Source organism: Escherichia coli DSM 30083 = JCM 1649 = ATCC 11775 (assembly GCF_003697165.2).
Classification (GTDB): Bacteria; Pseudomonadota; Gammaproteobacteria; order Enterobacterales; family Enterobacteriaceae; genus Escherichia; species Escherichia coli.
In genome coordinates this window covers 988,261-1,011,561 of sequence record NZ_CP033092.2, presented here as the reverse complement: position 1 = coordinate 1,011,561, position 23,301 = coordinate 988,261, and the positions used below count along the sequence as shown (strand labels likewise).

21 protein-coding genes are annotated in these 23,301 nt (G+C 51.9%); 6 read left to right on the top strand and 15 right to left on the bottom strand.

The genetic code is table 11. The features are described from left to right. Positions 1-118: 118 nt before the first annotated feature. The 10 genes from recC to ygdT all read right to left on the bottom strand — a co-directional run bounded on the left by recC (position 119) and on the right by ygdT (position 10,536). Positions 119-3,487 (bottom strand): exodeoxyribonuclease V subunit gamma, encoded by a 3,369-nt coding sequence (gene recC / locus EAS44_RS05735; protein ID WP_000946906.1) that lies wholly within the window; start codon positions 3,485-3,487, stop codon positions 119-121. Positions 3,488-3,499: 12 nt separating this feature from the next. Next, positions 3,500-3,823: a prepilin-type N-terminal cleavage/methylation domain-containing protein gene (ppdC, locus tag EAS44_RS05730; protein WP_001276486.1), complete on the bottom strand. Its 324-nt coding sequence runs from the start codon at positions 3,821-3,823 to the stop codon at positions 3,500-3,502. Further along, a complete protein-coding gene (ygdB, locus tag EAS44_RS05725) occupies positions 3,808-4,215 on the bottom strand; it encodes a DUF2509 family protein (RefSeq protein ID WP_001078373.1) in 408 nt (135 codons plus the stop codon). Before ygdB ends, ppdC begins: the two co-directional genes overlap by 16 nt. Continuing rightward, positions 4,212-4,775 carry a prepilin peptidase-dependent protein gene (gene ppdB / locus EAS44_RS05720; RefSeq protein ID WP_001144304.1) on the bottom strand — a complete coding sequence of 188 codons (564 nt, stop codon included), beginning with the start codon at positions 4,773-4,775 and terminating at the stop codon, positions 4,212-4,214. Before ppdB ends, ygdB begins: the two co-directional genes overlap by 4 nt. Beyond that, the gene (gene ppdA / locus EAS44_RS05715) at positions 4,766-5,236 is read right to left on the bottom strand and encodes a prepilin peptidase-dependent protein (RefSeq protein ID WP_000857041.1); all 471 of its coding nucleotides are present in this window, start codon (positions 5,234-5,236) and stop codon (positions 4,766-4,768) included. Before ppdA ends, ppdB begins: the two co-directional genes overlap by 10 nt. A gap of 184 nt (positions 5,237-5,420) precedes the next feature. Further along, entirely contained in the window at positions 5,421-6,215 is a 795-nt protein-coding gene (gene thyA, locus EAS44_RS05705) for a thymidylate synthase (protein ID WP_000816232.1), read from the bottom strand. Positions 6,216-6,221: 6 nt separating this feature from the next. Continuing rightward, the gene (gene lgt / locus EAS44_RS05700) at positions 6,222-7,097 is read right to left on the bottom strand and encodes a prolipoprotein diacylglyceryl transferase (protein WP_000204658.1); all 876 of its coding nucleotides are present in this window, start codon (positions 7,095-7,097) and stop codon (positions 6,222-6,224) included. 150 nt (positions 7,098-7,247) lie between these two features. After that, complete coding sequence (gene ptsP, locus EAS44_RS05695; protein ID WP_000957911.1) at positions 7,248-9,494, bottom strand: phosphoenolpyruvate--protein phosphotransferase; 2,247 nt, start codon at positions 9,492-9,494, stop codon at positions 7,248-7,250. 12 nt (positions 9,495-9,506) lie between these two features. Further along, a complete protein-coding gene (gene rppH, locus EAS44_RS05690; protein ID WP_000564489.1) occupies positions 9,507-10,037 on the bottom strand; it encodes an RNA pyrophosphohydrolase in 531 nt (176 codons plus the stop codon). Positions 10,038-10,389: 352 nt separating this feature from the next. Continuing rightward, the gene (gene ygdT, locus EAS44_RS25755; protein ID WP_000953278.1) at positions 10,390-10,536 is read right to left on the bottom strand and encodes a protein YgdT; all 147 of its coding nucleotides are present in this window, start codon (positions 10,534-10,536) and stop codon (positions 10,390-10,392) included. 185 nt (positions 10,537-10,721) lie between these two features. On the opposite strand from ygdT, the gene mutH reads away from it, so the two are divergent. The 4 genes from mutH to tas all read left to right on the top strand — a co-directional run bounded on the left by mutH (position 10,722) and on the right by tas (position 13,697). Next, positions 10,722-11,411: a DNA mismatch repair endonuclease MutH gene (gene mutH, locus EAS44_RS05680; protein ID WP_000082183.1), complete on the top strand. Its 690-nt coding sequence runs from the start codon at positions 10,722-10,724 to the stop codon at positions 11,409-11,411. 68 nt (positions 11,412-11,479) lie between these two features. After that, complete coding sequence (gene ygdQ / locus EAS44_RS05675) at positions 11,480-12,193, top strand: TerC family protein (RefSeq protein ID WP_000895624.1); 714 nt, start codon at positions 11,480-11,482, stop codon at positions 12,191-12,193. A gap of 137 nt (positions 12,194-12,330) precedes the next feature. Further along, a complete protein-coding gene (gene ygdR, locus EAS44_RS05670; RefSeq protein WP_000758655.1) occupies positions 12,331-12,549 on the top strand; it encodes a lipoprotein YgdR in 219 nt (72 codons plus the stop codon). 107 nt (positions 12,550-12,656) lie between these two features. Next, entirely contained in the window at positions 12,657-13,697 is a 1,041-nt protein-coding gene (tas, locus tag EAS44_RS05665) for an NADP(H)-dependent aldo-keto reductase (protein WP_001199299.1), read from the top strand. A 31-nt stretch (positions 13,698-13,728) separates the two neighbouring features. Here the strand turns inward: tas and lplT are convergent, their stop codons facing one another. Beyond that, on the bottom strand, positions 13,729-14,922 hold the full coding sequence (lplT, locus tag EAS44_RS05660) for a lysophospholipid transporter LplT (protein ID WP_000004601.1): 1,194 nt from the start codon (positions 14,920-14,922) through the stop codon (positions 13,729-13,731). After that, the gene (aas, locus tag EAS44_RS05655; protein WP_000899024.1) at positions 14,915-17,074 is read right to left on the bottom strand and encodes a bifunctional acyl-ACP--phospholipid O-acyltransferase/long-chain-fatty-acid--ACP ligase; all 2,160 of its coding nucleotides are present in this window, start codon (positions 17,072-17,074) and stop codon (positions 14,915-14,917) included. The genes lplT and aas overlap by 8 nt, the downstream gene beginning before the upstream one ends. Positions 17,075-17,659: 585 nt before the next feature. On the opposite strand from aas, the gene galR reads away from it, so the two are divergent. After that, positions 17,660-18,691, top strand: coding sequence for an HTH-type transcriptional regulator GalR (gene galR / locus EAS44_RS05650; protein WP_000201041.1), 1,032 nt, complete (start codon positions 17,660-17,662; stop codon positions 18,689-18,691). A gap of 6 nt (positions 18,692-18,697) precedes the next feature. Here the strand turns inward: galR and lysA are convergent, their stop codons facing one another. Continuing rightward, positions 18,698-19,960 (bottom strand): diaminopimelate decarboxylase, encoded by a 1,263-nt coding sequence (lysA, locus tag EAS44_RS05645; protein WP_001120719.1) that lies wholly within the window; start codon positions 19,958-19,960, stop codon positions 18,698-18,700. Between the two features lie 121 nt (positions 19,961-20,081). Between lysA and lysR the strand changes: the two genes are divergently transcribed. After that, a complete protein-coding gene (gene lysR, locus EAS44_RS05640) occupies positions 20,082-21,017 on the top strand; it encodes a DNA-binding transcriptional regulator LysR (protein ID WP_000741812.1) in 936 nt (311 codons plus the stop codon). On the opposite strand, the gene ygeA is transcribed toward lysR, so the two are convergent. Together ygeA and araE are read right to left on the bottom strand one after the other, a co-directional pair. Further along, positions 21,004-21,696, bottom strand: a complete 693-nt coding sequence (gene ygeA, locus EAS44_RS05635) for an amino acid racemase (RefSeq protein WP_000848654.1) — start codon at positions 21,694-21,696, stop codon at positions 21,004-21,006. The genes lysR and ygeA overlap by 14 nt on opposite strands. A 128-nt stretch (positions 21,697-21,824) precedes the next feature. Further along, complete coding sequence (gene araE, locus EAS44_RS05630; protein ID WP_000256426.1) at positions 21,825-23,243, bottom strand: arabinose-proton symporter AraE; 1,419 nt, start codon at positions 23,241-23,243, stop codon at positions 21,825-21,827. Positions 23,244-23,301: the final 58 nt, after the last annotated feature.

Below are 23,301 nucleotides of genomic sequence, written 5' to 3'. Positions count from 1 at the left end.
CATCTGCCAGAATTTAATCTTGTGCTGCACGAGTCAGCCTATGTCTATATAACCATCAGTCCGTGACTGGTGCGCATCATAAAGTAAGCGGATAGATTGCGCAATTTTTATACAAAACTCATGACTGATTAAAGCGAAACAGCGGTAACAGGAAACGTTGCGACTGTTCAACGATAGCCTCCATTGTCTCTGGTGTTAATTGCCGCCAGAGCCGTTGATACCAGATATCATCACCTTCGCCACGCACCATCATGTTGCCTTCGTAAGCCTGAAGGAATTTCGTACGGGCTTTTTGCAACGTGGAATCGTCATCCAGCATGGCATCGTTTTGCGCGTCATAACAGGTTTTTAGCCACGCGCCGCCACTTTCAGGTAACACCAGCAATGGCGCGGACATTCCTTCACGATACCCCTCAATCAGTTGTGAGAGGTAATGCAAAGCCTGTTCGGCTGCAAGCGGCGGAAAACGCCACTCGCCGTCTTTGCGTAGAAAAAGGCGACTTTCACCATTACCACCGCTGGCACAGTAGACAAGGTGTTCCAGCCAAAGTTGCATTCCCTGCGCCACACTTAATAAAGAGGGACGCCAGCGCAACAGGCCATCCGGCTGCACCTGCGGCAACCAGCCAGTTATCTGCACACCGTTGCAGGCGAGATCAATCTCCATACTCTGCCCTGGCTGGCGACAGGCAATGACTCTGTCGGCAAGTTGCTGCATCTCCTGACACTGCGTTTCCCAGAAAATTTCACCAAAGGCACCATACGGCAAATCACCTGCCGCCCGGAATCGGCGGAACAAGCGTTCGGCATCATCCTGCTCAACCAGTACATTTAATAACTGCTGGTTGATTTGATAACGACTAAGCCCTTCAAGAATAAAAGGTTCAGTGTCGGGAATTTCGCTGTCTTCGGTACGGAAGTTCACCTGCAAACGCATCTGGAAAAACGCCCGCACCGGATGTGCCCAGAATCGTTGTAGCGTTTCCAGCGGCACGGTTTCCGGTAAGGTAAACGGCAGCGGCTGAACAAATTCAGAATGTGCTTTACCAGCCTGGCTGGCCGCAGGTAGCCACTCGCGCGCATAGCTTTGTAAGTTACCGGGCTGGTAGTTTTGCGGGTCAAACGGCATCCGGGTATGGTGGCAAGTAAGATGCGCTTTTACCCTTGCCTCGCTTTCATCACAGTTAAGCGCTTCATCGCCCGGTAGATAATGGCTTTGCCCGATGTAGTCGATCAGTTCCTGCACCAGTACCGACGGGAAACGTTCACTGTTATCCTGAATGGAACGCCCGATATAGCTGATATAGAGTTTTTGCTGCGCGGAAATTAACGCTTCCAGGAACAGATAGCGGTCGTCATCGCGACGGCTACGGTCGCCACGCTTCGGTTTCTGGCTCATCAGATCAAAGCCCAATGGCGCAAGCTGACGTGGATAAACGCCGTCGTTCATTCCCAGCAGGCAAACCACTTTGAACGGAATTGAACGCATTGGCATCAGAGTACAAATGTTAACCGGTCCGGCGAGAAAACGCTGGCTGATACGTTCTTGATCCAGGCGCAGTGCCAGTTCATCACGCAATAGTGACAGCGGCACCGCGTCGCCATACTGCGCGCCTAAACCTTCGGAGATAATCGCCTGCCATTGTTGTTCGATCAGCGTCATCGCCGCTTCGGTTTCCGCATCCGGCAGGAAAAAGGCGTTGAGCATATCGCGACAAACCGGCAACCACTCTTCCAGCGGACGCTCCTGCGCCAGCCCGCGACGCCAGATATTTAGCTGCATTAGCAGTGAAGCCAGATGCCCCACCAGTTCTGCAATTAAGCCGCTCGATTCATCATAAGGTAGAACCGATTGCCACTCGCCCTGCGCGCTCTCCATCGCGTAGCCCAGCAACATGCGCGTCAGGCCAAACCGCCAGGTGTGTTGACCGGTAGCGGGAAGTTCCAGCTCGCGAACGTTGTCGTCATCTATCCCCCAACGAATGCCGGATTCGTTGACCCACTGACGTAAATAACGCAGCCCTTCTTCGGTGATGTCAAACCGCGCTGCCAGCACCGGCACATCCAGTAATGCCAGCACGTCTTCCGACACAAAGCGGCTGTCTGGCAGCGATAACAGGCTGATAAACGCTTCAAGTACAGGATGCGACTGCCGCGCCCGACGGTCGGAAATGGCGTAAGGCAGGTAACGATCCGCAGGTGCACTACCAAACACAGCCTGAATAAACGGACTGTAGCTGTCGATATCAGCCACCATCACGATGATGTCGCGCGGAGTAAGTGTCGGGTCTTCCTCCAGCATCGCCAGCAGGCGATCGTGTAAAACTTCAACTTCACGCTGCGGGCTATGGCAAACGTGGAAGGTGATACTGCTATCCAGTGGATCAAGCGGGCGTTTGTTATCGCTACGGGAAAACTCTTCGATGTTCACACCAGCAACGGCGCGGTTTTCCAGTTCCAGAATGTCAGACTGAATATTATGCAGCAGGTTATCTGGCGTCACATCGACAAAAGCGTCCAGCTCCTGGCTGCTCTCCAGGTCAGAAAGGAGATAAATGTAGTCGCGCCCAAGCTTGCCCCATGAAGCCAGCAGCGGGTTGCCGACATCCTGTTCACCATCGCTGTTAAAGAGCTGCCCGGCATTTTCGCTGTCGCGAAATAGCGGTAATTCGCGATCTTCAAAACTGTGTCGGCGCTGGCGAGTCAGTAGTTTCGCCAGATAAGCGGGATCTTTAATGTCGCCCCAGTAATAACGGCAGGGGTTGGTAAACAGGAGATGGATTTCAATATGTTTACCCAGCGCCTGTAGCGCCTGGAGATAAACAGGCGGTAACGCGGAAATACCGCATATAAAGACGCGCGAAGGTAACCCCGGCGGGCAGGTCGTCGCGGACTCCAGCGTTTCGATAAAGCGCTGATAGAGATTGGCGCGGTGCCAGCGCGGTTGCCCAAGTTCGTCGGTATATTCCACCAACGCCTTCCACAACGGCGCTTGCCAGGCCTGTGCTTCTCCCAACCCTTCTACCAGATGTCCTGTTTCCCACTGTGCCAGCCAGTCCGGACGATAGACCAGATACTGGTCAAACAGGTCCGCCGCTTTTGAAGAAAGCTGGAACAGTTTTCGCTTGTCACTATCGTCAGTCAGATAATGCCGCAACAGGGTAAAGTCTTCGCGCTCCAACAGTTGCGGCAGCAGAGTCATCAGTTTCCAGCTCATGCTCTGTTTGTTAAAGGCGCTCTCTTTGGGGATCTCCGGTAACACCCGGACGAACATATCCCAGATAAAGCTCGCTGGCAGCGGAAAATCAATGTTTGCCGCAATACCAAACTTTTGCGACAGGGTCATTTGCAGCCACTGTGCCATACCGGTACTTTGCACCAGAATCATCTCTGGTTCGAAAGGATCGTCCAGCCGTTCGCGTTCGACAATAAACTCCATCAACGCTTCCAGCACGTCCAGACGATTGGAATGGTAGACCCTTAACATAGCGGCTCCTGACTACTGACGATTCGGGCAATGCAGGCGGGTCATCTCGCCTTCTCTGCCCCCGGGTGAAACTAGCGTAACGCTGATGCTGACACATCCCGCCTGCGATGTCTGCATTCGGTTGACCTGCCAGTTAGCAGGTGGCGAAATCGCGCGCAGTTGCGTTTGCTGCCAGCCATGCCGCCAGAGCTGTTGGTACTGGTTTCTGCTGGCAAGACTGTTCATTAATGTTCGCTGGAAACCCGATAACGCAGTGACAATCATCACCATCAACACCATCGCCAACATTACCTCCGGCAGACTAAAGCCTTGTTGATTCCTCAGGGAAGCTGACATAACGCCCTCTCTTTCAGCGGACAAAAATCGCTCCAGCCGCGTGGCGAAAAAACAATGTTTCCATCGATGACTTCGCCTGTTCGCCACAACGAAACGCCTTCATAACCAGCAATCAATAAGGCTTCATTATCTGCCAGTAAACGCAGACAAACCCGGGCACCGGTGGCAGCATACAGTAAGCACTGAACTGCGGGCTGCGTCTGCCAGGAGTGCATTTTTCCCCACTCCAGCGCCGACTGAACGATGGCCTGGCGGCGCAATGACTGACTTTCCATGCTCACGCGAGAAGCAAAACTGCGATCCTGCTGACTCATTCCTTGCAATAGCAAGCTACCCAAAATCAGCAGCATCAGGACCAGAGCCAGTGACGAAACACCCTTTTCGCGGTTCACAGGTTGGATCCTGTCACGCTATAGCTGGCATCCACCACGGTTTGCGGATCAGCCTTGCTGGCAGCGTGCATATTAACCGTCAACACCGGCGAGAAGCCGCTGACATCCTGACGTACGACCTGAAAAGTGTCGATAATGATGGCATCCGGATTAGTGACTTTATCCCAGCCCTTACCTTCACAGGATGTCGCACCGCGTAGCGTTTCCAGCACATGCTCCTTCAGACGAAATCCAATCTGGTCGGACTCTTTTACCGGTTCGCGATCCCAGATACCATTACTGTTCGCATCCCACTGCACAATGACACAGTCACCCTGTCCGACAATTTCCAGCCCTTCGCCCGTACAGCTGCCATGGCAATAACCCGCCCTCTGGAGATGCTTCGCGACGGTAAATACCCGCAGCCAGATTTCATCTTCCAGCGCCAGCTTACGGGTGTTCGTTAAACTTTCACGCTGTAACGCAGGCAGAAAGCGTGCAGCCCCCAGCAACAATACGCTACTGATCGCCATAGCAATCAACACTTCCAGCAGAGAAAAACCTTGCTCTTTTACAGGCATCCTTCTGTTTCTCCTTGCTGACAAAGCCGGAGTCTTCCCCACGGCGAAACCACCAGCCACCACTCGCCCGTTGAGTTTTTGAAGCGAATATGCCCGGCCCATGCGGTATTGCGCAGGCCAAAGAAAGCAAGCGAAGGTGTCAGGTCGCTCATTTCGACTTCGGGCCAGCGCGGCACAAAGACCAATGGTGAACTGCCATGACAGGTATTCGCCCCAGCAACGGAACTCACAAGGCACCATAACGTCCCCTCCCTGATAAGACTGATACTGTGGTCGCGGTTATGCCAGTTGGCATCTTCACGTAAATAGAGCAAATAGTCCCGCGCCTGGCTGGCGGTTTGCCAAAGCCGTTGCGACTGCTGCCAGTATTGCCAGCCATAAAGCCCACTTGCGCTTAGCATGACCAGAATCAGCATCGCGACCAGCGTTTCAATCAGCGTATAACCACGTTGTGTTTTCATGCCGGCAGTATGGAGCGAGGAGAAAAAAAGACGAGGGCCAGTTTCTATTTCTTCGGCGCATCTTCCGGACTATTTACGCCGTTGCAGGACGTTGCAAAATTTCGGGAAGGTGTCTCGAAGAATTTAACGGAGGGCAAAAAAAACCGACGCACACTGGCGTCGGCTCTGGCAGGATGTTTCGTAATTAGATAGCCACCGGCGCTTTAATGCCCGGATGTGGATCGTATCCTTCAATCTCAAAGTCTTCGAAACGGTAGTCGAAGATGGATTCGGGTTTACGTTTGATAATCAACTTCGGCAGCGGACGCGGTTCGCGGCTTAATTGCAGATGAGTTTGATCCATATGGTTGCTGTAGAGATGCGTGTCGCCACCGGTCCAGACAAAATCACCCACTTCCAGATCGCACTGCTGCGCCATCATATGCACCAGTAACGCGTAGCTGGCAATGTTGAACGGCAGGCCGAGGAAGACGTCACAGGAGCGCTGATAAAGCTGGCAAGAGAGTTTGCCGTCTGCCACATAGAACTGGAAGAATGCATGGCACGGTGCCAGCGCCATTTTATCCAGTTCGCCTACGTTCCACGCTGAAACAATAATGCGACGGGAATCCGGGTCGTTTTTCAGCTGGTTCAGTACAGTAGTGATCTGGTCAATATGACGACCATCCGGCGTTGGCCAGGCGCGCCACTGTTTACCATACACTGGCCCGAGGTCGCCGTTTTCATCGGCCCATTCGTCCCAGATGGTGACATTGTTTTCGTGTAGATAAGCAATGTTAGTGTCGCCCTGCAGGAACCACAGCAGTTCGTGGATGATGGAACGCAGGTGGCAACGTTTAGTTGTCACCAGCGGGAATCCATCCTGCAGGTTAAAACGCATCTGATGACCAAAAATGGAAAGCGTTCCGGTTCCGGTACGGTCGTTTTTCTGTGTGCCTTCGTCGAGCACTTTTTGCATCAGTTCTAAATACTGTTTCATGGTTCCTCAGGAAACGTGTTGCTGTGGGCTGCGACGATATGCCCAGACCATCATGATCACACCCGCGACAATCATCGGGATGGAAAGAATTTGCCCCATGCTGATGTACTGCACCCAGGCACCAGTAAACTGCGCGTCGGGCTGGCGGAAAAACTCAACAATGATGCGAAACGCGCCGTAACCAATCAGGAACAAGCCTGAGACAGCTCCCATTGGGCGCGGTTTACGAATATACAGGTTGAGGATAATAAACAGCACCACACCTTCCAGCAGCAGCTCGTAAAGCTGTGATGGGTGGCGCGGCAGCACACCGTAAGTGTCGAAAATGGATTGCCACTGCGGGTTGGTTTGCAGCAGCAAAATATCTTCTGTACGGGAGCCAGGGAACAGCATGGCAAACGGGAAGTTCGGGTCAACGCGGCCCCACAATTCACCGTTAATAAAGTTGCCCAGGCGCCCAGCACCAAGACCAAACGGAATGAGTGGGGCAATAAAATCAGAGACCTGGAAGAAGGAACGTTTAGTACGGCGGGCGAAGATAATCATCACCACGATAACGCCAATCAGGCCTCCGTGGAAGGACATGCCGCCGTCCCAGACACGGAAAAGATACAGCGGATCGGCCATAAACTGCGGGAAATTGTAGAACAGAACATAACCAATACGTCCACCGAGGAAGACGCCGAGGAAGCCCGCATAGAGTAAGTTTTCAACTTCATTTTTGGTCCAGCCACTGCCCGGACGATTCGCCCGTCGTGTTGCCAGCCACATTGCAAAAATGAAACCCACCAGATACATCAGGCCGTACCAGTGAAGCGCCACGGGTCCTATTGAGAAAATGACCGGATCAAACTCCGGAAAATGCAGATAGCTACTGGTCATCTGTCACCACAAGTTCTTGTTATTTCGCTGAAAGAGAACAGCGATTGAAATGCGCGCCGCAGGTTTCAGGCGCTCCAAAGGTGCGAATAATAGCACAAGGGGACCTGGCTGGTTGCCGGATACCGTTAAAAGATATGTATATGATCCGCGCTATAACCCCCCGCGAATCAGCCCGCCCATGCCGCGACGCTCCATAAAGGCAGCAACCTGATGGCGAACTTCGGTCGCCAGTTGCGCTTCCAGACTACGCTGCGCAAGATTTTCTGCTTCAGCAAAATCAATGCGCCGCAGCAGGTATTTTACGCGCGCTACAGAACGTCCGTTCATAGACAGATGGCGATACCCAAGCCCAATGAGGATTGCCACGCACATGGGATCGCCCGCCATTTCACCGCACAAACGGAGATCGATTCCATGTATTTCCGCTTCCCGGGCGATCATCGCCAGAGCTCGTAACATTGCAGGATGAAGACTGTCATAAATGTTCGCCACCCGGGTATTGTTGCGATCAACGGCCAGGATGTATTGAGTCAGATCGTTGGTGCCAACAGAGATGAAATCGACCCGCTTTGCCAGATGCGGCAGCATAAATACCATTGACGGCACTTCCAGCATGATGCCGATACGTGGTTTGGGAATTTCGTAACCGATCATCTCCTCGACTTCACGTCCGGCACGTTCAATCAGGCGGCGTGCTTCGTCAACTTCATCGAGGCTTGTGACCATCGGCAACAGAATATTCAGGTTGCCCGTAGCGGCATTAGCACGCAGCATCGCCCGCACCTGGATCAAGAAGATCTCCGGCTGATCGAGCGTAATGCGAATCCCACGCCAACCCAGGCATGGATTCTCTTCGCTAATCGGCATGTAAGGCAGCTGCTTATCTGCTCCGACATCCAGCGTACGCAAGGTGACGGGTTTATCATTAAACATTTGCAGCATCCCCTGATACTGCGCCACCTGTTCTTCTTCCGACGGAAAACCACTTTGCAGCATGAATGGGATTTCAGTGCGATAAAGTCCTATGCCATCAATACGGCTGCCCAGTTTTTCTTCATGTTCCGGGCTTAAACCGGCATTGAGCATGACTTTAATGCGTTCGCCGCTTTTTAACTGGGCGGGTAAATTGACGTCATCTTCCGCCAGACGGCTAAGCTCGATCTCTTCACTAATTAGCCGCTGATATTCTTGCAGCAGTACCGGTTCCGGATCGACCAGCAATTCACCGCGATAACCATCGACGATCAGCGTCCGACGATGCAGTACCGAAGGCTGAATATCCGCGCCCATCACGGTAGGTATCCCCAGCGCACGTACCATGATCGCAGCATGGGAGTTGGCAGCGCCATCGCGCACGACAACACCGACTAAGCGATCCTGGGGCAGCTCAGCAAGCGTTGTCGCTGACAGTTCATCTGCCACCAGAATGAAACGTTCCGGCCAGGCGTTCGGCCCTTGATTAGCGTCATCAAGATGAAACAGCAATCGCTGACCCAGCGCACGTAAATCGCCAGCCCGCTCTTTGAGATAGTTATCGCTTAGCGCGGCAAACTGTTCGGCAAATTTTTCAATGACCGTTTTTACCGCCCACTCTGCCACCGAGCCTTTATCAACCTCGGCAAACAATTCGCGACGCAGCCGGGTATCCGAAAGCAGGTGTGAGTAAAGATCGAAAATAGCCGCCGTTTCTTTTTGTGCACCGGCAGCAAAGCGTTTGCTATAGCGGCGAAACTCGTTAGCCGCCTCTTCCAACGCCCCGGTCAGTCGTTCGCGTTCCAGAGCCGGATCCAGCGTTGATGCCTGATACACCTGTTCCATTAAAGGTAACGTGGCATCCTGCCAGCCTTCGGCAATCGCCACACCAGGTGCTGCCGGTAATGCACGGATTCGCGTCTGGCGATATTGCCCAAACAAGGCAGTCAACTGCGACTGAGAAAGAATAGCTGCCATCTGGGTGGCAAGCGTCACCAGGAAGGATTCTTCACTTTCGTCATACTGGCGCAACTCTCGTTGCTGTACCACCAGTACACCAAGCAACTGGCGACGTTGAATAATTGGTACGCCTAAAAACGCGCGGAAACGTTCTTCTTTTACGGAGGGGATGTATTTGAAGCTGGGGTGCTTTTGCGCATCTGCAAGGTTTATCGGTTCCGCCAGCCTGCCAACCAGGCCGACGATCCCTTCATCAAACGCGAGCGTTACAGTGCGACCGCGTGGTTTTTTCAGTCCCCGGGTCGCCATCAGGTAGTAACAACGTCGATCATGATCGGCCAGGTAGACCGAACAGACCTCGGTATCCATCGCAAGACAGATGTCGGTAACCAGAATATTTAACGCCTCATTCAGGCGTGGTGCGCTGGCTACCTTTTCGACTATTTCGCGCAGGCGAGTGAGCATAATTGGCGTGACTTAACCTCTTTTACGTCGATAAGCAGATGCGTTTTGTGGTTTTGGCGTATTTTCCTGCAGTGACATCACCACACTCGCGAACTCTTTCATTACCCTACGGTAGACATCACGTTTAAATGACACCACCTGTCTGACTGGATACCAGTAACTTACCCATCGCCAGCCGTCAAACTCTGGTGTACTGCTGGTTTGCATATTGATTTCTGCATCGCCGCTCACCAGCTGCAAGAGAAACCATTTTTGTTTTTGGCCGATACAAACCGGCTTCGTGTCCCAACGCACCAAACGTTTCGGTAATTTGTAGCGCAACCAGTTACGCGTTGAAGCAAGGATTCGAACGTCTTTGCGGCTTAATCCTACTTCTTCAAACAATTCACGGTACATCGCCTGCTCTGCGGATTCTCCGGGGTTGATTCCGCCTTGCGGAAATTGCCAGGAGTGCTGACCAAATCGCCGGGCCCACATTACCTGCCCCTGGCGATTACAAATCACGATACCTACGTTTGGGCGGTAGCCATCGTCATCAATCACCGGACTACCTCAAAATAAAGCTTTATATACGAATGATTGTTTCATACTCCAGGAAGACGGTAAACCACTCTCTGCAGGGCATTACACACTAATAACAATTGAATAACTCACAGTTATGTGCAGAGTTATAAACAGAGGAAGGGGTGGATAGCCGTTTTTATTCACCTTTTCTGTGGATAGAGTTGTGAAGAACTACGGAATTACTACGGGAAAACCCGGAGCATTCTGAATAAGACAGATATAGAGATTTTAAAATATTCATTATCAGTCAATGCATTACATGTGATTTGAGTAATAAAAAAGAGTAATTCGTGACCCAGGTCACACCTCTCATTTACGTGTTGGCGAAAGATCAACCAATGCCGTATTTATCCACAGAATGTGCCACTAAGTTAAGCACTGAACCACTAAAAACTGGAGTTTCGTCGCACGTCAAGGCTGTAAATGGAAACAGTAGTGGAGGTTTTTCACAGTTATCCCAGCTTTCTGTGGATAACATGGTGTAAGATCCTGTTTATTTTCAGTGACCAGATTTGGAAAACCCGTTGCAGTGTTGCGCAACTCGTTTACCGGCAACCTAAAAAGCAATATAAATCAGAGAATTGAACAACGCATGTGGAAAAAGTTACACTGCGAATATTCAGCACATAATTGCTGTTTGTTTTTTAACCAAGGTATCATGACATGTCCCAACCTCGCCCACTGCTCTCTCCTCCCGAAACTGAAGAACAATTGTTAGCGCAAGCACAACAACTTTCTGGTTATACATTGGGAGAACTGGCGGCACTTGCCGGGCTGGTTACGCCGGAGAATTTAAAACGCGATAAGGGCTGGATTGGCGTGTTACTGGAGATCTGGCTAGGTGCCAGCGCAGGGAGTAAACCTGAGCAAGATTTTGCTGCTCTGGGCGTGGAACTTAAAACTATCCCTGTGGATAGTCTTGGTCGTCCACTGGAAACAACATTCGTTTGTGTTGCCCCGTTAACGGGCAATAGCGGGGTGACCTGGGAAACCAGCCACGTGCGCCACAAGCTCAAACGCGTGCTGTGGATACCGGTTGAAGGCGAGCGCAGCATCCCGCTGGCAAAGCGTCGCGTAGGATCACCGTTGCTGTGGAGCCCGAATGAAGAGGAAGACCGGCAGCTACGCGAAGACTGGGAAGAATTAATGGATATGATTGTTCTCGGTCAGATTGAGCGGATCACCGCTCGTCACGGGGAATATTTACAGATACGACCGAAAGCAGCGAATGCGAAAGCGCTGACCGAAGCTATTGGTGCCCGGGGCGAACGGATTCTGACGCTGCCGCGCGGATTTTATTTGAAGAAGAATTTCACCAGTGCGCTACTGGCCCGTCATTTTCTGATCCAGTAGCCATCGCTTTGACCTGCCGCTTTCCGGGCATATAATTACCGCTTCATTTTTTTGGCAGGGCTTTTTAGATGTTATTTGCATGGATAACCGATCCTAACGCCTGGCTTGCGCTCGGTACACTGACGCTGCTGGAGATCGTTCTTGGGATCGACAATATTATTTTCCTTTCTCTGGTGGTGGCAAAGCTTCCCACAGCACAACGTGCTCATGCGCGCCGTCTGGGGTTGGCGGGAGCCATGGTCATGCGTCTGGCGCTGCTGGCATCCATCGCCTGGGTTACGCGCCTGACGAATCCGCTTTTTACAATATTCAGTCAGGAAATTTCCGCCCGTGATTTGATCCTGCTTCTGGGTGGCTTGTTCCTTATCTGGAAAGCCAGCAAGGAAATCCACGAATCCATCGAAGGTGAAGAAGAAGGGCTGAAAACACGCGTTTCATCATTCCTCGGCGCTATCGTGCAGATTATGCTGCTGGATATTATCTTCAGCCTCGACTCGGTGATTACCGCTGTGGGTCTGTCAGATCACCTGTTTATTATGATGGCTGCCGTGGTGATTGCCGTAGGCGTGATGATGTTCGCCGCGCGCTCGATTGGTGATTTTGTCGAGCGCCATCCTTCGGTAAAAATGCTGGCGCTCTCTTTCCTGATTCTGGTGGGCTTTACCCTGATTCTGGAAAGTTTCGACATCCACGTACCGAAAGGTTACATCTACTTCGCGATGTTCTTCTCTATTGCGGTTGAAAGCCTCAACCTGATTCGCAACAAAAAGAATCCGCTCTGATACTCCGTACGCTCTCCTGCGGGAGGGCGTACTCACTCCTGTTACCCTCACAGTTTAAGATTTTCCTGCTTTCAAGATATATAACGTCGGTTTATAAACAGACTATTATCATAGGTGGGCCAAATGAGGATAACCGGATGAAAAAATGGGCAGTAATAATTTCTGCAGTCGGACTGGCGTTTGCTGTTTCCGGGTGTTCCAGTGATTACGTCATGGCGACCAAAGATGGCCGTATGATTTTGACCGATGGAAAACCTGAAATTGATGATGATACCGGGCTGGTGAGTTATCACGATCAGCAAGGTAACGCGATGCAAATTAACCGTGATGATGTTTCGCAAATTATTGAACGTTAACAAATAAGGTCAGCATCCGGCTGGCCTTAAGATTTTTCTCTTTCCCTTTTCCCTTCCCTCTGCCATTTTTATATTCCTTATGTCGTGATTATAAAAAGGAAACGGCTATGCAATATCACCGTATACCCCACAGTTCGCTGGAAGTCAGCACGCTGGGGCTTGGCACGATGACGTTTGGTGAACAGAACAGCGAAGCCGACGCCCACGCACAACTCGACTATGCCGTCGCTCAGGGCATTAACCTTATCGACGTTGCCGAAATGTACCCAGTACCTCCGCGCCCCGAAACTCAAGGGCTAACCGAAACCTACGTCGGCAACTGGCTGGCGAAACATGGCAGCCGCGAAAAGTTAATTATCGCCTCCAAAGTGAGCGGACCGTCGCGCAATAATGACAAAGGCATCCGCCCGGATCAGGCGCTGGATCGGAAGAATATCCGCGAAGCGCTGCATGACAGCCTCAAGCGTCTGCAGACTGATTACCTCGATCTCTATCAGGTGCACTGGCCGCAGCGCCCAACCAACTGCTTCGGCAAACTCGGTTATAGCTGGACAGATTCTGCGCCTGCGGTTTCGCTGCTGGATACGCTGGACGCACTGGCAGAGTACCAACGCGCGGGAAAAATTCGTTATATCGGCGTGTCGAACGAAACTGCATTTGGCGTAATGCGCTACCTGCATCTGGCGGACAAACACGATCTGCCGCGTATTGTCACCATTCAGAACCCCTACAGCCTGTTAAACCGCAGTTTTGAAGTAGGTCTGGCAGAAGTCAGCCAGTATGAAGGGGTCGAACTGCTGGCCTATTCGTGCCTGGGTTTCGGCACACTGACCGGGAAATATCTCAATGGTGCAAAACCCGCTGGCGCACGTAATACGCTCTTTAGTCGGTTCACCCGCTATAGCGGTGAGCAAACGCAAAAAGCCGTCGCGGCGTATGTTGATATCGCCAGACGTCATGGCCTGGACCCTGCTCAGATGGCGCTCGCATTTGTACGCCGTCAACCGTTTGTTGCCAGCACTCTGCTGGGCGCAACCACGATGGAGCAGCTGAAAACTAACGTCGAAAGTTTGCATCTGGAGTTGAGCGAAGACGTATTAGCTGAAATTGAAGCGGTGCATCAGGTTTATACGTATCCTGCACCATAAGATTAACGCCGGTTAAAACCGGCGTTAAATATTAATGACGGCGCTGCCAGATCCACAGCGCCGTTATTGCCAGCGCAAACAGCGCACCGAAGCCAATGCCAATGGGCACGACCGGGATGCCTACCATTACCGCCAGCGAGTAAATGCCCAGCATCAACAACATGGCGCTGTTTTCGCCAAGGTTTTGTACTGCAATCGCATTCCCCGCCCCGACGCTTTTTTTACCCCGCTCCTGTAGCAACGCATTGAGCGGAACGACAAAAAAGCCCCCCAGCACGCCAATCAGCATCAACAAAGCATAGGCTGGCAGCAGCTCGTGTTGCAGGGAGAAAATCAGTACCACCACGCCAATCAAAATCCCGGCTGGCATACAGCGTGACACGGTTTCCAGCGTAACTAACTTCGCTGCCGCACCTGCACCAACCACGATACCAATCGCTACCATCGCGTTGAGATAGGTCGGCGTAGCGTTATCGGTAATACCTAGCGCCACCGGTACCCACAGCACCAACAGGAAACGCAGCGTGACACCCGCTCCCCAGAATAAACTGGTGCCCACCAGCGAAAAACGCGTTTCACCATTGCGCCATAGCGAGGTGCAGGCATTCAGGAAACTGCGGGTCATGCTGATGAGATTCCAGGACTGCCCCGGACGCGCCGCCGCCAGTTTGGGAATGTAGATATTGGCAACGACCGCGCCACCGTAGGCCAGTGCGCATGCGACCAGGGCAACCAGAATATGCCAGTCAGCCAGAACACCACCAGCTACGGAACCGAGCAAAATCGCCGCTATGGTAGACGCTTCCATTAAACCGTTAGCTTTTACTAACTTACTACCCGTGGTTAATTCGCCGAGAATACCGTATTTCGCCGGTGAATAGGCTGCAGCACCAACACCCACCAACGTATAGCCGAGAAACGGATTGATACCAAAGCAGATACTGGCTGCGCCCAGTAGCTTCAGGCCGTTGGCAAACATCATCACCCGGCCTTTGGCGAAGCTATCCGCCACCTGCCCGACAAACGGCGCAAAAAGAATGTAAGCACCTACAAACACCATTTGCAGGATGGGTTGGCTCCACTCCGGATAGAACTGCGCTTTCAGTAACGCCAGAGTGGCAAACAGTAGCGCATTATCGCCAAACGCAGAGAGAAACTGCGCCACGATAACCGCTTTCATCCCCTTCGACCACAACGAAGTATTAGTGTGCACTGACTCACTCATCGTGTTGTTCCGCTTCGTCTACCCAGCTTTTCAAAGTGACAAAGTCAGGTTTGCCGCTGCCAAGTAATGGCATCTGTTTCAGATAGCGAATATCGCGCGGTACAGCAAGCTCCGGCACGCCGTGCTCGCGGGCATACTGTTGTAACTTATCGCGCGTCAGTTCGTTATCTGTGGTGAAAAGCACCAGTGCCTCGCCTTTGCTGGCATCGCTCTTAATCGCAGTGGCATGGACTTTATCTGGCGAAACACCAAGTGCCAGTTGTTCCACCATTTCCAGCGACACCATTTCGCCTGCAATTTTGGCAAAGCGTTTTGCGCGGCCCTGAATCTGCACAAAGCCCTGCTCGTCAAAACGCACAATATCGCCAGTGTCATACCAGTCGCGCTCCATTTCGCCGCGAATATTCTCGGCGGTGGGCACTTCCAGTACACCAGGCTTCTCCACCCGCAGATAGCCGTTCATTATGTTCGGCCCTTTCAGTTGCAGGCGTCCGCCCTCTTCGATACCAGGAACCGACAACAGGCGCGCATCCATTCCTGGTAGAATACGCCCTACCGTACCGGGTTTCGCCGCCATCGGTACGTTGATAGAAACGACAGGCGCGCATTCGGTCACACCGTAGCCTTCAAGGATGCGCAGGCCAAATTTATCCTGCCAAAGCTGTTTAGTACTTTCTTGTAGTTTTTCTGCGCCTGCCACCACATAGCGTAGACGATAGAAGTCATACGGGTTGGCGAAACGCGCGTAGTGACCGAGGAAAGTGGAGGTACCGAACAACACGGTGCAACTGCGGTCATACACCAACTCCGGCACAATACGGTAATGCAGCGGGCTTGGATAAAGGAACACTTCTGCACCTGTGAGCAGTGGCGTAAACAGGCCTACCGTCAGCCCAAAGGAGTGAAACAGCGGTAACGCCGACATAAAGCGATCGTTGGTGGTGAAGTCGGCAATCGTTTTAATCTGCTCGACATTCGCCAGAATGCTTTTATGGCTATGGACGACGCCTTTCGGATGGCCTTCAGAACCGGAGGTAAAAAGGATCAGCGCCTCTTCTTCCGGCTGCTGTTTAACCTGTGCCAGACGCGGCATCAGCAAATGAGCGAAGATCCATACTTTGTCGGCAGTGGTGACATCTGCTTTTAAATCTTCCAGATAGACCCAGCGCACCTGAGTAAGTTGCTCCGGCAGATGCCAGAGTTTGCCTTTATCGAGAAACTGGCGGGAAGTGAAGATGGTTTTGATTTCAGCCGCCGTAATAGCACTGGTCAGCCCTTTTACCCCAGCAGTGTAGTTCATCATTGCGGGAATGCGGCGACGGGCGATGGCCCCAAAAATCACTGCCGCACTGATGCCTGCATTGGGCAGCATTAAGCCGATGCGTTCGCCTTCAACACTGTATTTTTCAAGGATGCGTCCAACAAACAGCGTTTTCGTAAGCAATTTGCGATAGGAGTCCGGGGTAAAGTTAACGTCTTCGACACATTTCTTCCCGGCTCCGAAGCGGTACATTGCGCTCAGTAAAGATTCGTACAGCGTTTCACGCGGGCGCACCGCCATACGCGCTTCCATCATTATTTGATGCAGCATTTCGCCAGCGATTTTGCGACGGTCACGGGCACGCGGCGCATCCGGCATCTCCACCTGCGTTGGTGGCAAAATATGCAGAGTAATTTGCGGGAACAAGCGACGTTTAACCAGACCTTTCAGGCGGCTGAAGTGCGTAAGTTCCGCCCCTTCAATACGCACAGGAATAACCGTTGCACCAGACTTCGCCGCGACAAATCCCGCGCCATCGTAGATTTTCATCAGCGAGCCAGTGGTGGTGATGCGTCCTTCAGGGAAAATCACCACTGGTCGTCCCTGTTCCACCAGACGTACCAGATGTTTAATCGCCATAGGTTGCGTCGGGTCGAGAGGAACAAAGTCGATAAATGATTTCAGCCAACGCATATACCACTGTTGGCTTATTGAGGTGTAAACGGCAAATACCGGACGTACGGGTAAAAACAATGCCAGCAGTATGCCATCAATAAAAGAGACGTGATTAGGCGTAATTAGAACGCGCTCGCCCTTCAGTGCCTTGGTGTCACCCGTAACGCGAACGCGATACAAAACACGGCACAAATTTCGAAAAAAGCTAAAAAGCATTCCAACTCCCTTTGCTCTGATTCAGTAAAAGCGAATGGAGGGAGATTACACGAGATAAAGAACGCGAGCGACAGTAAATTAGGTGCGAAAAAAAACCTGCGCATCCGCGCAGGTTGGTGCAAGAGACTGGGTACGAAGAGCGTACCGAATAATCTCACCAATCAATACCTCTGGGATCTTGATTGTGGTCTGCACGACGACTCTTCGCCAGCGAGAAAACGCAAAGGAATGAAGGGAAATGCAACGAGGTGTGTAAATTGTCGGTTACTGTTACAGATTGATGACCGGCAAAAAAAAACCTGCGCATCTGCGCAGGCTGGTGTAATTCATGTGCTCAACCCGAAGTTGACTTCACCTATCAATACCTCTGGGATCACCACTTTAGCAACCTGAAGCCAAACGCCACCAGCGGTCAATCGCAACAGCGTTTCGCAAAGTGTAACCAAAGGTTTGCAATCTCTTTTTTTGTCTTACTTATTTGCGTTTGGCTCACATTCCCACAATGAAAACACGCCGCCCCTTGAACCAACGGGCGTTTTCCGTAACACTGAAAGAATGTAAGCGTTTACCCACTAAGGTATTTTCATGGCGACCATAAAGGATGTAGCCCGACTGGCAGGCGTTTCAGTCGCCACCGTTTCCCGCGTCATTAATAATTCACCCAAAGCCAGCGAAGCTTCCCGGCTTGCTGTGCATAGTGCAATGGAGTCTCTTAGCTATCACCCGAACGCCAACGCCCGTGCTCTGGCGCAGCAGACCACTGAAACGATCGGTCTGGTCGTTGGTGATGTTTCCGATCCGTTTTTCGGCGCAATGGTGAAAGCGGTCGAACAGGTGGCTTATCACACTGGTAATTTTTTATTGATTGGCAACGGTTACCACAACGAACAAAAAGAGCGTCAGGCCATTGAGCAACTGATCCGCCATCGCTGTGCTGCGCTGGTTGTCCATGCCAAAATGATCCCGGATGCCGATTTAGCCTCATTAATGAAACAAATGCCCGGTATGGTGCTGATCAACCGTATCCTGCCTGGCTTTGAAAACCGTTGTATTGCTCTGGACGATCGTTACGGTGCCTGGCTGGCAACGCGTCATTTAATTCAGCAAGGTCATACCCGCATTGGTTATCTGTGCTCTAACCACTCTATTTCTGACGCCGAAGATCGTCTGCAAGGGTATTACGATGCCCTTGCTGAAAGTGGTATTCCGGCCAATGACCGGCTGGTGACATTTGGCGAACCAGACGAAAGCGGCGGCGAACAGGCAATGACCGAGCTTTTGGGACGAGGCAGAAATTTCACTGCGGTAGCCTGTTATAACGATTCAATGGCGGCGGGCGCGATGGGCGTGCTCAATGATAATGGTATTGATGTACCGGGTGAGATTTCGTTAATTGGCTTTGATGATGTGCTGGTGTCACGCTATGTGCGTCCGCGCCTGACCACCGTGCGTTACCCAATCGTGACGATGGCGACGCAGGCTGCCGAACTGGCTTTGGCGCTGGCGGATAATCGCCCTCTCCCGGAAATCACTAATGTCTTTAGTCCGACGCTGGTACGTCGCCATTCAGTGTCAACTCCGTCGCTGGAGGCAAGTCATCATGCAACCAGCGACTAACCGCAGTTAAAGCAATTCCAGCGCCAGTAATTCTTCAATGGTCTGGCGACGGCGAATCAACCGCGCCTGACCATTATCAAACAGAACTTCTGGTAACAGCGGACGGCTGTTGTAGTTGGATGACATTGATGCGCCATATGCCCCTGTATCATGCAGTACCAGATAATCACACGCCTTCACTTCCGGCAAGGCGCGGGTTTCAACATTTCCCCCTTCCTGCTGGGTAAAGACATCGCCCGATTCACATAACGGCCCGGCGACGACGGTTTCCACCGTTGGTGCGTGTTCCAGAGAACGACCATCAGCTGCCAGGGCACTGATATGGTGGTAACTACCGTACATTGCCGGGCGCATCAGATCGTTGAACCCGGCATCAACCAGCACAAAGTGGCGGCTACCCATTTGTTTGACGCTCCGCACTTGAGTAATTAATACGCCAGCCTGCGCTACCAGAAAGCGACCCGGTTCAATTTCCAGTTTCACAGGATGGCCCAAATGGCGGGCGATTTGCTCACGCGCGGCATTCCACAGACCATAATAATGTTCGGTATCAACCGCCTCTTCACCCTGTTGATAAGGAATAGAAAGCCCACCGCCCGCAGAAATAGCCTGTAAATCCTGACCGAATTCGAGGACCTGACGCACCATAGCACCACATACCTGTTCCAGATGGGCATAATCGACGCCAGAACCAATGTGCATGTGAATGCCGACCAGCTGTAGATGATGACGTTGTATCACGTCCAGTGCGGCGGGCAGATCGGTGTACCAGATACCGTGCTTGCTGTTTTCGCCACCGGTATTGGTTTTTTGGCTATGCCCGTGACCAAACCCCGGATTAACACGCAGCCATACCCGATGCCCTGGCGAAACCTGACCCAGTTGGTCGAGCATATCAACAGAACCCGCATTCACCGGAATTTGCAATTCACTGACGCGTTCAAGCGTCGCCTGATCGATAACATCTGCCGTAAAAACAATATCATCGGGGTGCGTTTGCGGATTGTAACCCGCCGCCAGTGCACGCTCTATTTCGCCTAACGAGACGGAATCCACTTTTACGCCCTGCTCACGCATTAAGCGCAAAATATGAATATTGGAACAGGCTTTCTGTGCAAAGCGCACCACATCAAACTGTTTCAGCGCTGCAATCTGCCGACGAATAATTTGCGCATCGTAGACCCACACCGGGCAGCCAAATTCTGCGGGCAAACGCAGCAGATTTTCGGCGGTGAGATCGGTATCAGTGCTGAACAGTGAATGTGGCATAACAAACTCCAGATAAGTGCTTTTTTATGATTACGCCACATCATAAAAAGAATAAAAAATATCGATTTATGTCGAGTCTATGCAAAAATGATATGGATTACCGGATTGCGAGAGAGCGCTAATGGCCGCAGTTAACTTACGTCATATTGAAATTTTTCATGCGGTAATGACCGCCGGAAGCCTGACTGAGGCGGCACACCTGCTACACACCTCACAGCCAACCGTCAGCCGCGAACTGGCGCGCTTTGAGAAGGTGATCGGGCTGAAATTGTTTGAGCGCATACGTGGACGATTACATCCTACCGTGCAAGGACTGCGTCTGTTTGAAGAAGTGCAACGATCCTGGTACGGACTGGATCGCATTGTCAGTGCCGCAGAAAGTCTGCGCGAGTTTCGCCAGGGAGAACTGTCTATTGCCTGCCTGCCGGTCTTTTCGCAATCTTTTTTACCGCAGCTCCTGCAACCCTTTCTGGCACGTTATCCCGATGTCAGCTTAAATATCGTGCCCCAGGAATCACCGCTACTTGAAGAGTGGCTCTCGGCCCAGCGTCATGATTTAGGACTCACTGAAACGCTCCATACGCCTGCGGGAACAGAACGTACCGAATTACTCTCTTTAGATGAAGTGTGTGTGTTACCTCCGGGCCATCCGCTGGCGGTAAAAAAGGTATTAACGCCGGATGATTTTCACAGTGAGAACTACATCAGCCTTTCCCGTACTGACAGCTATCGCCAGTTGCTGGATCAATTGTTTACTGAGAATCAGGTTAAACGACGCATGATCGTAGAAACCCACAGCGCCGCGTCAGTCTGCGCAATGGTACGGGCGGGGGTAGGCGTTTCGGTGGTTAACCCGCTCACCGCACTGGATTATGCGGCAAGCGGTTTAGTGGTGCGGCGGTTCAGCATTGCGGTTCCATTCACCGTCAGCCTGATCCGCCCCCTGCACCGCCCGTCATCAGCGCTGGTGCAGGCGTTTAGTGAGCATTTACAAGCGGGATTACCGAAACTGGTCACTTCTCTTGACGCTATTTTGTCGTCAGCTACGACAGCATAAAAGCGACAGCATCCTCGGCATGGATCGCCGCGGTATCAAACACAGGCAGAACACTGCGCTCTTCTGGCACCAGTAAACCAATTTCTGTGCAGCCAAAAATGACGCCCTGTGCGCCCTGTTCTGCAAGGCGAGCAATCACTTGCGCATAATAAGCGCGTGACGCTTCGGTAAATTGCCCCAGACACAGTTCTTCAAAAATAATCTGATTAATTTTCGCCCGTTCATCCGCTTCAGGAATAAGACAGTTGATGGAAAATTGTTCCGTCAGCCGCCCGCGATAAAAATCCTGTTCCATGGTGTAACGTGTACCCAGCAGCGCCACACGAGTCATTCCTGCCCCGGTAATTGCACGTCCAGTGGCATCCGCTATGTGTAAGAAAGGCAGAGAGCAACGAGACTCAATGGCATCCGCCACTTTATGCATCGTATTGGTGCATAACACAATACCTTCTGCGCCCGCCCGCTGTAAGCCAAGCGCCGCCTCAGCCAGAATATCCCCGGTTTTGTCCCACTCACCGCGACGCTGGCACTCTTCTATTTCATGAAAATCGACGCTATGTAGCAGCACTTGCGCAGAGTGAAGCCCACCAAGCCGCTGTTTAATGCCTTCATTTATCAGACGATAGTAAGGAATAGTGGATTCCCAGCTCATTCCTCCCAGCAAACCAATTGTTTTCATTCCTCTCTCCTGATGTGTGTTACCGCAACAAGGCTGAATAAGGAACGAGACAAACGCCTCAACGGCCAGGTGCCCAATCTCTATTAACGAAAAAAGGGCCGGATGTACAGCACATCCGGCCCGTGAAATCAGACGCCGATATTTCTCAACTTTTCGCCTGCCATCAGTTTGCGCTCGATATGTTCCAGCGTGACATTTTTGGTTTCCGGAATGAGCCAGAAAGTGATGCCCACAAACGCAATGTTCAGCGCAGTGTAGAGCCAGAACGTACCGGCAGCGCCAATGCTATCAAGCAGTGTCAGGAAGGTCGCGCCGATAATCATATTCGACACCCAGTTTGTCGTCGTTGAGCAGGTGATGCCAAAATCGCGGCATTTCAGCGGCTGAATTTCAGAGCACAAGATCCACACCACTGGCGCGGCGCTCATCGCATAACCGGCAATACACATCATCGTCATGCCAACAGAGAGCCAGGACAAGCCACTGGAAGCCGTACCGTTATCAAACTGCATCAGGCAGTAACCCAGCACCAGAGTGCCTAACGCCATCACGCTGAAACCAATTTTCAGAGCCGGCTTACGCCCTGCTTTATCTACCGTAAAGACCGCAATGAAGGTAGCGAACATAAAGGTCAGCCCCACGACCAGAGTCGCAATCATCTGTTGTTCTGTGGTCGTAAAGCCCGCCATTTTGAAGATACGTGGCGCGTAGTACATGATGATGTTCATACCGGTAAACTGCTGCATCGCCTGCAACAACATACCGAGAAATACAGCACGACGGACGTTACGGTTGATCTTAAACAGTGCCCAACCGCCCTGTTTTAACTTCAGGCTTTCACGAATTTCGTTGAGTTCTTCTCGCGCTTTTTCCGACGTATCGCGCAGCATACGCAACACTTCTTCCGCCTCAATATGACGCCCCTTTTCCGCCAGCCAGCGCGGGCTATTTGGCAGGAAGACCACCAGAATAATCAGCAGGACTGCTGGTAAAGCAAGAACCCCCAACATTGCGCGCCAGTTACCGCTATAACTGAACGCTGTATCGGATAAAAACGCCAGCACGATGCCGAGTGTGACCATCAACTGGTACATGCTGATCATCTTACCGCGAACGTTTTCACTTGCCATTTCAGAAAGATATAGAGGAGCGGTGTAAGACGCGATCCCAACAGCAATGCCCAACACCACACGAGCGGCGATTAACATCTCTACGCTGGTCGCAAAAGCGGACCCTATCGAACCGAGTACAAACAGGATGGCCCCCGCCATCAGGCTGTATTTACGCCCCAGGCGGAACGACAGCCACCCATTAAACAGCGCACCAATTGCTGCGCCGAGCATCATGCTACTGACCACCCATTCCTGCAAACGGCTGGTCAGCACAAAGTGATCGGTAATGAACGGCAACGCTCCGGCGATTACGCCGATATCAAGACCAAATAACAATCCTGCGACCGCAGCAGCTACCGAAACAAACATATTCATACGCCGCGTATCCCGCAGAGGACGTGGCGTTAAAGCAGATTCCGTATTGATAGTAACCATTTTTTCCTGCCAGCAGAGAGTAAGACATAGTGAAAAAATACGTGAACAATTCACACAG

Coding starts and splice junctions, on each gene's coding strand:
- recC (WP_000946906.1), bottom strand. CDS start 3,487: ATGTTAAGGGTCTACCATTCCAATCGTCTGGACGTGCTGGAAGCGTTG.
- ppdC (WP_001276486.1), bottom strand. CDS start 3,823: ATGTCAGCTTCCCTGAGGAATCAACAAGGCTTTAGTCTGCCGGAGGTA.
- ppdB (WP_001144304.1), bottom strand. CDS start 4,775: ATGCCTGTAAAAGAGCAAGGTTTTTCTCTGCTGGAAGTGTTGATTGCT.
- ppdA (WP_000857041.1), bottom strand. CDS start 5,236: ATGAAAACACAACGTGGTTATACGCTGATTGAAACGCTGGTCGCGATG.
- thyA (WP_000816232.1), bottom strand. CDS start 6,215: ATGAAACAGTATTTAGAACTGATGCAAAAAGTGCTCGACGAAGGCACA.
- lgt (WP_000204658.1), bottom strand. CDS start 7,097: ATGACCAGTAGCTATCTGCATTTTCCGGAGTTTGATCCGGTCATTTTC.
- ptsP (WP_000957911.1), bottom strand. CDS start 9,494: ATGCTCACTCGCCTGCGCGAAATAGTCGAAAAGGTAGCCAGCGCACCA.
- ygdT (WP_000953278.1), bottom strand. CDS start 10,536: ATGTTATCCACAGAAAGCTGGGATAACTGTGAAAAACCTCCACTACTG.
- mutH (WP_000082183.1), top strand. CDS start 10,722: ATGTCCCAACCTCGCCCACTGCTCTCTCCTCCCGAAACTGAAGAACAA.
- ygdQ (WP_000895624.1), top strand. CDS start 11,480: ATGTTATTTGCATGGATAACCGATCCTAACGCCTGGCTTGCGCTCGGT.
- ygdR (WP_000758655.1), top strand. CDS start 12,331: ATGAAAAAATGGGCAGTAATAATTTCTGCAGTCGGACTGGCGTTTGCT.
- tas (WP_001199299.1), top strand. CDS start 12,657: ATGCAATATCACCGTATACCCCACAGTTCGCTGGAAGTCAGCACGCTG.
- lplT (WP_000004601.1), bottom strand. CDS start 14,922: ATGAGTGAGTCAGTGCACACTAATACTTCGTTGTGGTCGAAGGGGATG.
- aas (WP_000899024.1), bottom strand. CDS start 17,074: ATGCTTTTTAGCTTTTTTCGAAATTTGTGCCGTGTTTTGTATCGCGTT.
- galR (WP_000201041.1), top strand. CDS start 17,660: ATGGCGACCATAAAGGATGTAGCCCGACTGGCAGGCGTTTCAGTCGCC.
- lysA (WP_001120719.1), bottom strand. CDS start 19,960: ATGCCACATTCACTGTTCAGCACTGATACCGATCTCACCGCCGAAAAT.
- lysR (WP_000741812.1), top strand. CDS start 20,082: ATGGCCGCAGTTAACTTACGTCATATTGAAATTTTTCATGCGGTAATG.
- ygeA (WP_000848654.1), bottom strand. CDS start 21,696: ATGAAAACAATTGGTTTGCTGGGAGGAATGAGCTGGGAATCCACTATT.
- araE (WP_000256426.1), bottom strand. CDS start 23,243: ATGGTTACTATCAATACGGAATCTGCTTTAACGCCACGTCCTCTGCGG.